The sequence below is a fragment of the uncultured Spongiibacter sp. genome (assembly GCF_964011655.1).
In the GTDB taxonomy this organism is placed as follows: domain Bacteria; phylum Pseudomonadota; class Gammaproteobacteria; order Pseudomonadales; family Spongiibacteraceae; genus Spongiibacter; species Spongiibacter marinus.
This window is the reverse complement of sequence record NZ_CAXGPO010000009.1, coordinates 53,584-66,807: the sequence shown is the minus strand read 5'-3', so window position 1 is coordinate 66,807 and position 13,224 is coordinate 53,584. Positions and strand designations below refer to the sequence as shown.

Here is a 13,224-nt window from a genome sequence, read left to right as displayed (position 1 = left end):
CCGTGGAGCGTAACCTTCTTGAGGAAGTGTAGTGGTCAAGTAAAACTGGCCACGGGTTTATAAGTTTTCCAGTACATACTTTCTGCCACATTTGGCGGCAGGTCATCGTTGTGTCGATGCGGCCTGATTCCGCTGTAGTAGCCAATCACATAATCCGTGATCGACTGCTTCGCTTCAGCAAAAGAGCGGTATCCCGTTTCCGGTACCCACTCGGTTTTCAGGCTGCGGAAGAACCGTTCCATTGGTGCATTATCCCAGCAGTTACCCCGTCGACTCATGCTCTGCTTTATCTGGTAGCGCCACAAGTGTTGCCGGAAGCGCAGGCTGGTGTATTGAACGCCTTGATCTGAATGGAACAACAAGCCATTAGGCCTTCCTCTCGATTCGTAAGCCATCAGTAACGCCTTACTGGTTAGCTCGCTGTCAGCCTTTAGCGACAACGCCCAGCCAACCGGTTTCCGAGCGTATAGATCCAGCACTACCGCCAGATAAGCCCATCGTTGGCCTGTCCAGATGTAGGTAATATCACCACACCAAACCTGGTTGGGTTTACCCACAGCGAACTGCCGATCCAGTGTGTTGGGAATGGCCACATGCAGCTTCTCAGCCCGTTTATAAGCGTGTTTGGGCAGCTGATTACTCACCAGCCCCAACTCTTTCATCAAACCACCCGCCACATATCGCGTTAGCTTTTCGCCTCGCTGGTTGACGATAGAGGCAACCGTTCTGGCACCTGCGGAGCCACCACTCAACTGGTGTGCGGCACGTACCATCAACTTCAGCTTGCGACGGTAGGGGCTATCGCCTTCTGGGCGACTACGCCAGTACTTGTAACTGCTACGCTGAATATCGAATGTCTGGCACAGCAGCTTTACGGGATAGCTCTCTTGAAGCCGCTGAATTATCGAATATTTTTCAGCTCGTCTGACATCAAGAGAGCCATACCCTTTTTTAAAATGTCTTTCTCTGTTTCAAGGCGCTTAACTTGCCGCTCGAGCTCCCGAATACGACGCTGTTCTGAGGTCATAGGAGAGGCATCGTAGCTGCCACCAGAACGTTCTTGCTTGAGTTGGCGAACCCATTTGTCCATCGTGGACTTGCCCACGTTCATGGCTTCGGCGGCGTCTTTCACTGAATGCCCTGGTCAACGACGAGCTGTGCGGATTCGAGCCGAAACTCGGGGCTGAAGGTCGGGCGTGATGGTCTGGTCATTGGGTCACCTGTAATCGAATGAGGTGATGCTATCACCTCTAATTAGGTGGCCAAATTCACTATGCCACTACATGATGCTGTTATCGTAATTTTTATAACCGAGAATCGAGTTAATTTTTGGATGGATTGGAGAAACAAGCTTAATACCGGTGCGGCGTTCTTTGGGTACATGTGAAAAGCCGGTGCGCTCAGTAATATCTCCCGATATCGAGAGAGACCCGATCGAAAGGGGGCGTTGCGCATGCAGCTCAAGATGAGGCCTGGACTGCCACCCGGAGTCGGTTAGTGGACCATCAAATTCGCCGGGAATGAGATTTCTCAATACGGCGGTGATATCCCATGAAGCCCATTTTTTGGTTAGCCCTATATCGATATTGCCAAAATGATGCTCGTTGCTGTCGCGACTGGGATCGAAAAGATCGTCGTCTTCGTGCTCCACCAATCGGAGTTTTCGTTCATGCACGATAATGTATTGGTATTTGAAGCTGGCGCCGAAATTGAAACCCTTTAGCCAGTTGACGTTGAAGCGTTTCATTAAAGCCAGATCGATTACCGCTACACCGGCGGTTTCTATCGTGGATTCCAGATCGGCTGGCATGAGACCCGCGGTCATCGTTGCCAATTGCAGTCGCTGTTCGTCCTCGGGGTCGTAGACAAAGGTGCCGGCGAATCGCCCTTGGCCACAAGCACACAGGTGCCAACCTTCTGGTAGCAATGGCGCATCAAATAGTACCGCGAAATTAGCTCGACCCGTAGCGAATTGACCATCCAGCTCTTTCATCTCCGCGATAAGAGAGTCGGTTTCGAAGTCGAGTAATAACACACCGGATTCGGAACGATCACCGAGCCCTCTTGCTTGTTCAGCTAAATCCAGCACTTCACTCAGGAATCTGTCATTGTCAGTAATGCGAACACGCCCTGTAATGCCCAGTAATGGCGGGCTATCGCTCTGTTTATCCGGTAAAAGTGACGGGGAAAACGCTGCCGCTACTAATTGCGCCTGTTGGGCGATTGCGACAGGCACTTGCGTACTTAGCCGGATGCAAGTAACCAGGATGATAAATGGATGTTTCACGCACGCTTCCTTAGCGCTACGCTTTTAAATTTTCTTAGCGATCGTGCGGCATCGTCCGCGATCACATAGGCGGCTGGTAAAACCAGAAGCGTGAGAATTGTCGACGAAGACATACCACCGATGACAAGAAAACCGACTGGATTACGGAGTTCAGAGCCGTCGCTATTCGCTAACGCCACAGGCACCATGCCCAAGACAGTGGACAAAGCAGTCATTAGTACTGGCCGTAGTCGCTGAGGGCCTGCACTCAACACCGCGTCCCTCGACGCTTTCCCTGCCTCGCGGAACTGATTTGCAAGGTCTACAAGCAGGATGCCATTTTTCATGACAAGCCCCATGAGCGCAATGAGTGCAATCTGAACAAAAATGTTCAAAGGTTGATTGAAAAAATAGAGCATTGAGAAAGCGCCTATAAAAGAGAGGGGAGCCGTGACCATGACAATTAGGGGCTGCACAAAGCTGTTAAATAAGCTCGCCAGGATCATGTAAAGCGACACGAGGGCTAAAACGAAGGCGAAAATAATCGCGTCTGTGCTGTCCTGCATGCGTCGGGCTTGACCAAGGTATAGGCCGGAATAACCTTCGGGCAGGCCGACCTCAGCGACGATGCGGTCTAGCTCCTCTGTTGCAGTCCCGAGCGCAACGCCAGGCTTTGTGTTGGCGAAAATACCAATTTTTCGGGATCGAGACTGGCGCTCAATCTGGGCTGGGCCTGAAGCAAAGCGAAGGTCGGCCACATTGGCAAAATCAATGAGCGATCTGTCCGACGCCCGCGATTGAATGAGCTCGACCCAGCGCATGTCAGCGCGGTCGTCTTCCTCCATCTGGGCGCGCACCTCGATCCTTTCTCCATTTTCCTCATAGGAAGTGACCTCTATCCCGCCCAGCATAATACGCGCGTTGTTGGCAAGGCTTTTGATCGAGACGCCTAAATCTGCCGCTTTGGCACGATCGACATCAATTTGTAGTTCTGGGCGGCCAATTTTGTACGTAGAGTGTATATCCGCATAAATGCCGGTTTCTCGCATACGTCGCATGACCTCGTCGGTAATCCGTTCAAGCTCCCCCAGATCTGAACCGGTCAACGCATATTCCATATCAAAGGACGTAAGACCGCCACCGGTCATGATGGGCATTTCAGAAACAGAGATCGTTTTGGCCTCGGGTATAACCTTGTAGAGCACCTGGCGCGCTTCGGCCATAACGTCAAATTGATCCGATAAGCGATCTTTTTTGTGGACAAGTTTGAGAAAATAACTAATCTCGTTCACCCGCTCGGTCTGGTTGCCGCCGACGGTGAAGAATACGTTATCAACGTGTTTTATTTTTGCGAGCTCAGCGGCAGCGCGCTTCGCAAGCTCTCGTGACTGGGATATGCCTGCGCCTTGCTCCAATTCAACGTCGGCGATGAACTCTGACCTGTCAAGCGAAGGGATAAAATCGATGGCCAAGCGTTGAGCGACGAGCACGCCAATCACCACGGAACCCAGCGCGGCCGCGACCACAAAATAGCGATAGCGAATGGAAATGCTCAGCATTCGGCTATACCAGTTTTCCAGGCGCGATAGAGCCCGATCGATTAGGGAGCTAATTGCGCCTTTGTGCGCTTGTGGTTTTAAAATTCGAGCACACAGCGCAGGTGTGAGCGTGAGCGACACGAGCAGCGACACTCCAATGGAAAACACTACCGTTAATCCATATTCACGGAAAAAACGGCCAATCACCCCTTCCATAAAAGCGATGGGCACGTAAACCGCCATGATTGCTACTGTCGCTGCAATGACCGCACCGCCCACCCGATCGACGCCGTGGGAGGCTGCGTTCGCCGGGCTCATGCCGCCTTCTATTTCCCGCTGAATACTTTCTAGCACAACAATGGCATCGTCCACCAGAAGACCGATGGCCATGGCGAGGGCAATCAGCGTCATCATGTTGATGGTGAAGTCTGCGGTATAGAAGGCAAAAAAAGTAGCAATTAAAGCACATGGCATGGCGATAGAGACAATCAGCGTTGCCCCTATACTGAGGAGAAAGAACCAGGTGACGATAGCTACGAGACCGATGGCAAATATCATGTCCGCAAATGTGTCTCGAATGCCGGCCTCGGTGAAGAGAGATGCATCTTGAGCTGTGACGATAGTTGTTCCCTCTGGCGCTAAAGCCCGCACCTCATCGAGTGCCTCTTTTACGGCGTTGGCGACTTCGACGACGTTTGTGCCAGATTGCCTGCGAATATCAAGGGAAATACCGGTGCGGCCGTCTAACTCCGCGTAGGTGCGCTCGTCTTCCAACCCATCCTCGATGCGGGACACATCACCGAGCTTTACAGGCGCTTGACGGTCAAATGCGACGATGAGCTCTTCGAATTCACGGATTGAACCGACCTCGCCTTTTGTTTTAACGCCGAATTCGCGATCTTTCATCTCGGTTTCCATGCGGCCGCCTGGTACTTCCACATGTTCTCGCTTTATAGCCTGAACTACTTCATCGGCGGTTAGACCATAAGCGCGCAGGCGTTCTGCATTTAGCCAAATTCGTATTTGCCGTTCACGTCCACCAACGACTGTTACAGTTCCGACGCCGGTAACGCGTTGGAGGCGATTCTTAACGGTGTCCTCTGCAAACACTGTCAGTTCGCTGATTGGCACCGTACTTGCGATCATGACGGACAAAATCGGCGCAGATGCAGGATCGACTTTCTCAACAATGGGTGGCTCGATATCTAAGGGCAAATTACGCCGTGCAACGTCCAGCTTGTCCCGGACATCCTGGACCTTAACATCGAGGTTGTCCTCCATCTCAAATTCGAGAAAGATTTGTGACAGTCCTTCTGAGCTCACAGAACGGAGAAGTTTGAGGCCCGCTATGGTGTTTACAGCTTCTTCAATGACATCAGTGACTTCGGTCTCAATAGTTTCCGGCGATGCCCCCTCGAGCGCTGTGGTTACAGATACGTAGGGTATGTCCAGTTCGGGGAAAAAATTAACACCTAGACGTGCTAGCGAAATCGATCCAAGTACAACCAGTGCACCGATTAGCATGGTTGCAAAGACCGGTCGTCGGATAGACAGATCGGAAATCCACATCAGTTTTCCAATCCTTCTTTTCTGGTCATGACGACATCGTCAGAAACGTCAGTAAGGTGCGAGCTCGGCAATACGCGCATGCCGGCCTCCAGTCCACTAAGCACCTCAACCGAATCAGTGTTGTGGTCACGTGTTGTTAAGTGGCGTATTCTTGCCTTGCCATCTTCGTAGAGCAAGACATAGGGGTCGTTGGGCGGGCCACGCAATAAAGAACGGGGGAGGAGAACGACTTTGTGCGGCTTGGGAAAAATCTCGGCTCGCGCGAAAAGGCCCGGTTTGATTTTGTAGCCGTCATTGGTGATAACTGAACGTGCGTCAATCGACCGAGAGGCTATATCGATTCGGTCGTTAATAATGTGAATCTCAGATTCAATTACATCCGGTATACCATCGATACGGATTTCGACTTTCGTGCCTAACGTGATTTCGGGTAAGTACTTGGCAGCTATACTCCAGACGGCTACGACAGGATCGGCTTTTTTTACCTGGACCACGGCCGAGTTTCCCATGCCTGAGGCTCGGCTTGAGATGAAAACGCCTTCGTCCACAAACCGTTCGGTGATTACGCCGGTGTAGGGCGCGCGGGCAATAGCATCTTCAAGACTCTGTTCAACCTGGGCGAGTTTTGACTTTGTAATATCGACACGGGCTCTCGCAGTTTCTAAAGCGGCGGCCGAGGTGTCAAATTGCGCTGCTGAAGCTACTCCCTTGTTGCGCAGATTGGAGACCCGATTAAATTCAATCTTTGCCTTTCGAAATTCGGCCGCGTATAGGGCGGATGAAGCAGCGAGTTCCTGCTTTTGTAACCTGAGTACGACGTCTCGCGTTCGAAACAAGGCGTCGCCAGCTTTCACTCGATCGCCAACGCGCACATAGATTTCCTCAATCGTTCCTTCGATCTTGGGGCCAATATTGCTGGATTTTGCAGCCATTATCGTACCGGTTGCCAAAATGGGTTTTACAACGTTTTCAGTAGTGACGGTATGTAAGGCGAATTGGGATGGTTGAGAGTGCTCGGATGGCGGTGCTTGCTCAGTAATTTCGTTCTCTGCCGATGCAAATGCTTTGCCACTATGAAAAGCGGCGATCAGTGGCAGCGACACAAGAAAAATCGATTTGCTGATAAGGCGCAGTGGAATACCCTCTTGCAATAAGGCGTTGTACATACTATAAGTATACATAACATATGTAAACAGAGGTTATTCCATGAAGCGAGAGGACTTGGAGTGGAATTTAGGGTACCTGCTAGACGATGCAGCGCGGCTGATGAGGCGGGCCTTCGATGCGCGAATCAGACACTTGGGTTTGACGCGAGCACAGTGGTTTGTGCTTGCACAGCTTTATCGGGAAGATGGGTACACCCAGACTAATCTTGCGAAACTGGCGGATATGGACAGGGCCACGCTGGGCAAAGTTGTCGACCGCCTCCAGGAAAAGGGCTTAATTGAGCGACGTCCCCACCCTGAAGACAGGCGGGCCAATCTTATCTACATCACAAAAGCATTTGATCGGCTGGTCGCGCCAATGCGTGCAGAATCAATACGACTCTACTCCGACGCCCTGCGCGGGCTTAGTGTCAAGCAGTGCGAGCAATTTACCGCTATGTTAGCCAAGGTCCGCGAAAATTTAATCGGTAAGGCAGAGATTGAAAATGATGGTGTTAGCGAAATGGATTCGTATATGCCACGCATGGTCGGCGTCCGTGAGCTTACCTGATTGCAGGTTCGGGCAGACAGAGAAGATGCAATAACTTTTAGTAATAATTATTTCCGCTACGCTGTGACTTGCGTGCAGCTGCCGATGCTATGCCAGGCATGCCTCGAGCATCCGGAGCCTTATTAAATATCTAAATGAGGAAAATATGGTGTTTGAGCAAGGAAAAACTGGTATTGGCAGCACTGAAAAGTTATTTGATATGTTCTTCACGCATGTTGGTACGCATCGTGACCTTGGATTGACGCTCCAAAATATAGAGGGAGATATCGCTAAAATTCATCTTCCTTTTCAGAGTAAGCATGCTGACTCAATAGAAAATGGCAGTCTTCATACAACCGCAATAGCGACGGCCATTGATAGCGCCTGCGGCTGTGCGGTGATGCTTCATCTCGGCAAGCCGGCAGCCATCGCGACCGTGAATCTAAGAATCGATTACATGCGCAAACCTGAGCCTGGGCGGGGCTTGGTTATCGAAGCTAGTTGCTATCAATATGCGGAGGATTTTATCTATGTTGGTGCGGCGGCTTATCAGGTAAATTCAAAAATAATGTGCTGCAACGCTGTTGGCATATTTAAATCTGACACGCCGGGCCCCGTGCTTGGCATGGAAATAACGTAGGCACGCCGAATGATAAACCAAAAGCTTATCGATTTTCTTGAAGAAACGCCTTATGCCCGTAACTACGGGACCGAAATAATTACTTCAATACCAGAGACGGAGTGCGTAACCCGGTGGCAGAATGTTTTTACGGGTAACCCACTTTTGCGTGCCTGGCACGGAGGCGTAGTTTCAGGTGTTCTTGAGCTGACCGGGACGCTCGCCGTCATAAATTCTGCCAAGACTAAAGAGTGCGCATTGCTTTCTATAAACACGAGCTACCTTCGTCCAGCCTTAGGTGATAAAAGTTTGTTTAGCCGTGCCACTGTCGTTCGAAGCGGAAAACGTGTTCATACGGTCAGCGCTGTTGTGTGGCAAAACTCTCCGGATGAACCAACAGCAATCGCATCATTAACGTTCGCAGGAAAGTAGTAACTCATGGTCTGCAGAAAGTCCGGGGCATCCACTTCAATTGCAATCCCGATTGAGGATTTTTATAAGAGTTGCCCTAAGCGTTCACCAAAACTGCTTTTGTCGTCATGGCAAAGCGTGATCTTTACTGACTGAGTAAACACATCTCGCCACACCCTTCATATCACAAGTATCCATCTTTAGATCAAATGCCTCTATTTTTTTCGAGGTGCCTGTTGCTAGATTACCCAAGTGAAAAGGCCAACACTTTGGGGGCGCGAGCTAAAAGCGCATGGCCAAAATTCATTTCCCATGCTGGTTCCCAATAATACCGTTGATCCTGCGCAGTACGCGCAACAGTTGAGGACGAAAGTCCCGCTTGTATTGGATCCACAAGTCCAATCATTGGGCTGTCACCAATTACGGGAAAACGGAAAGTTCGTAGGACGACCCGGTGAACTGTTCTCTTTCAGCGGGCCAGAAGGCGATTTTTAAGCAGAGGGCCGCAGCTAATTTTTGATGTGTCCGCACAACCGTGTCGACACCCCCAGACAGGTGAAGAATTCTATTATGAGCGTTGCCGAATTGGACAACTACAAGCAGGCCGCGGACAACCGCGACCTGAAACACATTCCAGGCTCCTTTGGCCTTCCCGTTATAGGGCACTTCTTCGAGATGGTGACGGATCTTTACGGCACCATCGACCGACAGTATTGCCGCTACGGGCCAGTATCGCGGCTAGGAGTGGCGTACCTCAAGGGAGTGCTGCTGATCGGGCCGGATCTCTACGGGGAGGTTTACCTCGACAAGGATAAGAATTTTTCCGCTGAGATGGGGTACGCGCGCACTCTGGGTCGCTTCTACAAAGGAGCGCTGCTGCTGCGGGATCACGGCGAGCATCGCTTCCAGCGCCGCATTATGCAGAGCGCGTTCAAGACCGAAGCCATGCGCGGCTACTTCGGCACTATGGGGCCTATGCTCAAGGAGGCTGTGGAAGGCTGGGACGGTCGCGAAGACTTCCTGTTTTTCCCAGCCATAAAACAGGCCCTGTTGGACGTGGCCGCTACAATTTTTGTCGGGCTGGACAAGGACGATGATCGCGCCGCCAATTTGAATCATGCCTTCCTGGACATCGCCAATGGCCTGCTGGGGTTTTTCGCCAAGGAAATACCCGGCACTAAATACGCCAGGGGTAAAAAGGCCCAGCGCCATTTGCAGGAGTTCTTCGGTTCGTTGATCGAGGAGCGACGCCGCGGCAAAGGCATCGATACCTTCAGTTACTTCACCCGGGAAACCACTGAGGACGGTGAATACTTCAGCGACGAAGACATCATCGCGCACATGAGCTTCCTGCTCTTCGCTGCGCACGACACCACTACCAGTGCCCTTAGTCACTTGATGCTGCATCTCGGGGAGAATCCCGAGTGGCAGCAGCGCTTGCGCGAGGAAGCGGCGTCGATCGATAAGGAGTTTCTGGATTACGACGATCTCGAAAAGATGCCACTGGCCGACGCGGCGGTGAAGGAAACCCTGCGACTGCATCCCTCAGCGATGGTGGCGCAGCGGAGAACAATTCGCGACTGCGAACTCGGCGGTTACCGCATACCTGCCAACACCCTTCTGTTTCTGGTGCCCCAGTATACCCACCGTATGGCCGAGTACTGGGATAATCCTCATACCTTCGATCCTGAGCGCTGGCTGGAGCCTCGCAACGAGCACAAGCGCCACCCCTTCAGTTTTGTCGGCTTCGGCGGCGGCGCTCATAAATGTATCGGCATGCACTTCGCGTTGACACAGACCAAGAACTTTTTACACCAGTTTCTGCGTCGCTATGAGTTCTCATTGGCGGCTGATTCCGGTGAAAAACTTCAGACCGTTCCACTGCCCAAGCCAGCGGATGATCTACCACTGCATTTGAAGCGTTTAGGGTAATACGTCTGCCGGGGCCTCCCTGTAGGCCAACCATCGCACCAGCACAATTTTGGCGTGGTTCGCCGGACTTTTCTGTGGTATGAGGCATGGGTTCGAGCGAGCTTCGCAGATGCTTTGCATCTCATACCCCAGTTTATTCTTTAGGATGGGATAGCCTGTAAGCTTTTGGTGACATGCCATAATGCTTTTTAAATAGCCTAGAAAAATTGTATTGATCGCTGTATCCCACCGCTTGCGCGATTGACTTAATCGACTGATTTGTATTCTGAAGAAGCAGCCGTGCTTTGTTCATTCTTAGGTTGCTAATGTAATCGAAAGGTGGCCTACCTAGCTCTTTCTTGAACAAGCGACTAAATGCCTCCCTTGTCATATTCTGACTGTTAGCCAGATTTTCAATGGCGATATTCTGTGTGTAAGACCGATTCAGGTAGGTGACTGATTTTTGAATGCGATGATCGATTACCGTTCTTTGGGATAACGTGATATCCAATTGGCTTAAGGTGTAACTAACTAAAAGGTTGCTATAAAGTTGTCCAATTAAGCCGTATCGATCTTTCTCTGCCATGGAACTAAGCCGAGTAACCCGATCAATCACTATGTCAATCGCAGGAGCCTTATAGATACCAGGTTCTATATTGAGGTGAATCGATGGCAGGTAAAAATAAAGTACCAACTGGAAAGACGATGAAAGTAGCGTGCCGTATACCTCCGTATGCGGCGGTATTAAATAGATCCAATTTGGCTCAAGAAAAATTTGGCGACCTTCATACTGCAGAGCCGCGGTAATCTCGGCATTGTAGTAAAGACACCACTCTTTGGTGTTCATGGGAACGTTGCCAATATTCTTGTCTACCCAAACATATTCGCAACTGACAAGGTCTACACGGAAATTCCCTTCTTCTTTCATAAACTGTACTTGGCTTTAAAAAAAGATGGCTTATTCTATCCAGCATAAATAATCGGGTGGCCTACCCTATATTGTATATCACAAATAGCCATCAATTGGTCATATTACACCATTCGTCGGAGGAATGTTTGGACTCCCCGAGAAAGATAGACACTTCCGCGCTATTCTTGAGCATAGGAGGAAGTCATATGAGCAGTCAACGATATACCCCGAAATTCAAGGACGAGGCCGTTCGCCAAGTAGTTGACAAAGGACTTTCAGTCGCCAGTTCGTTAATGCACACCGGTATGAATTTGCGGTAACAACGATGTGTCTTTCACTGAATGTTGCACGAGCCGGCTTCTACCAATGGCCGCAAATATCGCTATCTGATGGGGCAATGGAAGATTTATGGGTGCCGGCTTAACCCGGTCATCGTATGCAGCAAGCCGGGGCGTTTATGGCTCCCCACGGGTATTCCTGGATTTGCGCGAAGTCGGAGAAACCTGCGGGATACATCGGGTTGCCAAAACCATGAAAGCCCCCCTTTAAAGGCGGTGCGCGTCCAGATCACACATCTCCATCATTCGGTCAGATATACCTATTTTAGCGCAAGGTTTCTATTGCTATATTTGGAGTTGGAAAGTCCGACACATTGATTAGCAGGAGCTAGAAGGCCGTGGCAACACAATTATTTCCCATGCTGGATCCGAATTATATCGACAATCCTGAGCCGTACTGGCAACAGCTGAGAGAGGAAGCCCCGCTGTATTGGAGCGAGGAATTCAACTTTTGGGTGGTTACTCGCTATGAGGACGTGGATAATTTCGCAAAGCGGCCGGAAGACTTTTCATCTTCGAGCGGCCCTGGCGGTGGTTTGCGAATGGATGATGCTTCAGCTGAGGACGTAGTAGGCTTTTTGCCGATGATTCAAAACGACCCGCCAGAACATACCAGGTTGCGCTCTATATTTGCCAGAAGCTTCACATCGCGCCGCATAACGCAATTGGAATCTGAGATAAGTGGAATCGCCGATCAATTGATTTCTGACTTACAAAACAAATCTTCCGAAGGAAGAGAGTTAGACCTCTACAAAGATTTTGCAAGTCCATTACCGGTGGCAGTTATTGCAAAGCTTTTAGGAATACCGTTGGAATATTACGAGCGGCTTAAATTTTGGAATGAGGCATTGGGAGTTGGTGTCGGCGGAAGCTATACAGAAAAACAGCGTTTTAACGCCACAACTGAAATGAACGACACTTTATCCGAAATCATTGAGGAAAAACGACTCAACCCTGCAGGTGACCTGATTTCGTCGCTCGTTAAATTGGCCGATGAAGATGGCGAGCAGCTAAAGCCGAATGAACTTTTAGGGTTTTGTAAATTGTTGTGGATTGCCGGCAACGAGACAACCACGAATTTAATAACAAACGCTGCGGTTGTACTCCAGGAGCAACCCGAGATACTTGAGAAGCTGAAAAATAATAAAGCACTGATTCCTCAATTTGTCGAAGAAGCACTTCGCTACGTAGGGCCGGTAAATGGGCTCTTCCGTCGAGTAACTCGAGATATTGAATACAAAGGGAAGAAACTTAGGGAAAATGACAATGTCTGGATAATGTTCGCCTCAGCCAACAGGGATGAGAGACATTTTGAAAGCCCGGAAAGTTTCATTATTGAGCGAAGCCCTAATGATCATTTGTCACTGGGAAAGGGAGTGCATTTTTGCATGGGTGCAGCCCTGGCAAGACTTGAGGCACAAATAGCCTTTGAGCATCTGGTAGACGTGCTCCCTGGCTTTGAGTTAAAACCTGAAGAGGGTTTGCGCATTCCCGTACCAGTTCTGCGCGGGTGGATAAAGCTACCCATGATTCGTAAAGTATGACGCCATGAACGCCGCAGGGTTGTCTAATTGCCACGCCTTAACCAGTCGTGGCTGTTCGCGCTATGGCTGCTATGGGTCGGGAGCAGGCACGCCAGCGAAATAGTTGGAATGTCTGGAAAGAGCTGCTACCAGCCATATTGATGTCCAGGCCAGCCGTCCGCTTATTACCAGCAGCCGACTTTACTTGCGTTGGGCAGGAACTGACCTACCATAAATTGGCCATCACGGGTTTCTACCATAAGATGGCCAAAGCGGCCAAGTTATGGGTGAATCGATACGCTTTTGGTAGGTGGTCGCCGGTAGAGAGTTATATTAGGCCGCTATTAGAGCCGCTGGCTCGACTTCAGATTTGTAAAGGATATTTAGGCAGTATGACCCATTCTTAGCCCTTACTATTGGGCCCCCGTTTCGTGCTTTACGAAA

Annotated in this window: 9 protein-coding genes and 1 pseudogene; 5 read left to right on the top strand and 5 right to left on the bottom strand. The window is 50.3% G+C overall.

The window, feature by feature from the left end; all coding sequences use genetic code 11:
- Positions 1–35: 35 nt before the first annotated feature.
- From ABNS66_RS06570 to ABNS66_RS06555, 4 genes and pseudogenes are all read right to left on the bottom strand, one after another.
- Positions 36–1,212 (bottom strand): annotated as a pseudogene (locus ABNS66_RS06570) (IS3 family transposase).
- Positions 1,213–1,279: 67 nt separating this feature from the next.
- Positions 1,280–2,287: a conjugal transfer protein TraF gene (gene traF, locus ABNS66_RS06565; RefSeq protein ID WP_027873952.1), complete on the bottom strand. Its 1,008-nt coding sequence runs from the start codon at positions 2,285–2,287 to the stop codon at positions 1,280–1,282.
- Positions 2,284–5,373 (bottom strand): efflux RND transporter permease subunit, encoded by a 3,090-nt coding sequence (locus tag ABNS66_RS06560; protein WP_036256185.1) that lies wholly within the window; start codon positions 5,371–5,373, stop codon positions 2,284–2,286. The genes traF and ABNS66_RS06560 overlap by 4 nt, the downstream gene beginning before the upstream one ends.
- Entirely contained in the window at positions 5,373–6,539 is a 1,167-nt protein-coding gene (locus ABNS66_RS06555) for an efflux RND transporter periplasmic adaptor subunit (protein WP_161624250.1), read from the bottom strand. The genes ABNS66_RS06560 and ABNS66_RS06555 overlap by 1 nt, the downstream gene beginning before the upstream one ends.
- Before the next feature lie 40 nt (positions 6,540–6,579).
- Between ABNS66_RS06555 and ABNS66_RS06550 the strand changes: the two genes are divergently transcribed.
- The 4 genes from ABNS66_RS06550 (at position 6,580) to ABNS66_RS06535 (ending at position 10,030) form a co-directional block, all read left to right on the top strand.
- Complete coding sequence (locus tag ABNS66_RS06550; protein WP_027873950.1) at positions 6,580–7,089, top strand: MarR family transcriptional regulator; 510 nt, start codon at positions 6,580–6,582, stop codon at positions 7,087–7,089.
- A 145-nt stretch (positions 7,090–7,234) separates the two neighbouring features.
- Positions 7,235–7,708, top strand: a complete 474-nt coding sequence (locus tag ABNS66_RS06545; RefSeq protein WP_051171147.1) for a PaaI family thioesterase — start codon at positions 7,235–7,237, stop codon at positions 7,706–7,708.
- Between the two features lie 9 nt (positions 7,709–7,717).
- A complete protein-coding gene (locus ABNS66_RS06540) occupies positions 7,718–8,119 on the top strand; it encodes a PaaI family thioesterase (RefSeq protein ID WP_084498002.1) in 402 nt (133 codons plus the stop codon).
- Between the two features lie 549 nt (positions 8,120–8,668).
- The gene (locus tag ABNS66_RS06535; RefSeq protein ID WP_051171146.1) at positions 8,669–10,030 is read left to right on the top strand and encodes a cytochrome P450; all 1,362 of its coding nucleotides are present in this window, start codon (positions 8,669–8,671) and stop codon (positions 10,028–10,030) included.
- Between the two features lie 133 nt (positions 10,031–10,163).
- Here the strand turns inward: ABNS66_RS06535 and ABNS66_RS06530 are convergent, their stop codons facing one another.
- Positions 10,164–10,937 carry an AraC family transcriptional regulator gene (locus ABNS66_RS06530; RefSeq protein WP_027873948.1) on the bottom strand — a complete coding sequence of 258 codons (774 nt, stop codon included), beginning with the start codon at positions 10,935–10,937 and terminating at the stop codon, positions 10,164–10,166.
- A gap of 658 nt (positions 10,938–11,595) precedes the next feature.
- On the opposite strand from ABNS66_RS06530, the gene ABNS66_RS06525 reads away from it, so the two are divergent.
- Complete coding sequence (locus ABNS66_RS06525) at positions 11,596–12,801, top strand: cytochrome P450 (RefSeq protein WP_027873947.1); 1,206 nt, start codon at positions 11,596–11,598, stop codon at positions 12,799–12,801.
- The last annotated feature ends 423 nt before the right edge of the window (positions 12,802–13,224 follow it).

What these genes read in the sequence shown, in the direction of transcription:
- ABNS66_RS06550 (WP_027873950.1), top strand. Translation starts at nt 6,580, where the DNA reads ATGAAGCGAGAGGACTTGGAGTGGAATTTAGGGTACCTGCTAGACGAT.
- ABNS66_RS06530 (WP_027873948.1), bottom strand. Translation starts at nt 10,937, where the DNA reads ATGAAAGAAGAAGGGAATTTCCGTGTAGACCTTGTCAGTTGCGAATAT.
- ABNS66_RS06535 (WP_051171146.1), top strand. Translation starts at nt 8,669, where the DNA reads ATGAGCGTTGCCGAATTGGACAACTACAAGCAGGCCGCGGACAACCGC.
- ABNS66_RS06540 (WP_084498002.1), top strand. Translation starts at nt 7,718, where the DNA reads ATGATAAACCAAAAGCTTATCGATTTTCTTGAAGAAACGCCTTATGCC.
- ABNS66_RS06555 (WP_161624250.1), bottom strand. Translation starts at nt 6,539, where the DNA reads ATGTACAACGCCTTATTGCAAGAGGGTATTCCACTGCGCCTTATCAGC.
- ABNS66_RS06545 (WP_051171147.1), top strand. Translation starts at nt 7,235, where the DNA reads ATGGTGTTTGAGCAAGGAAAAACTGGTATTGGCAGCACTGAAAAGTTA.
- ABNS66_RS06560 (WP_036256185.1), bottom strand. Translation starts at nt 5,373, where the DNA reads ATGTGGATTTCCGATCTGTCTATCCGACGACCGGTCTTTGCAACCATG.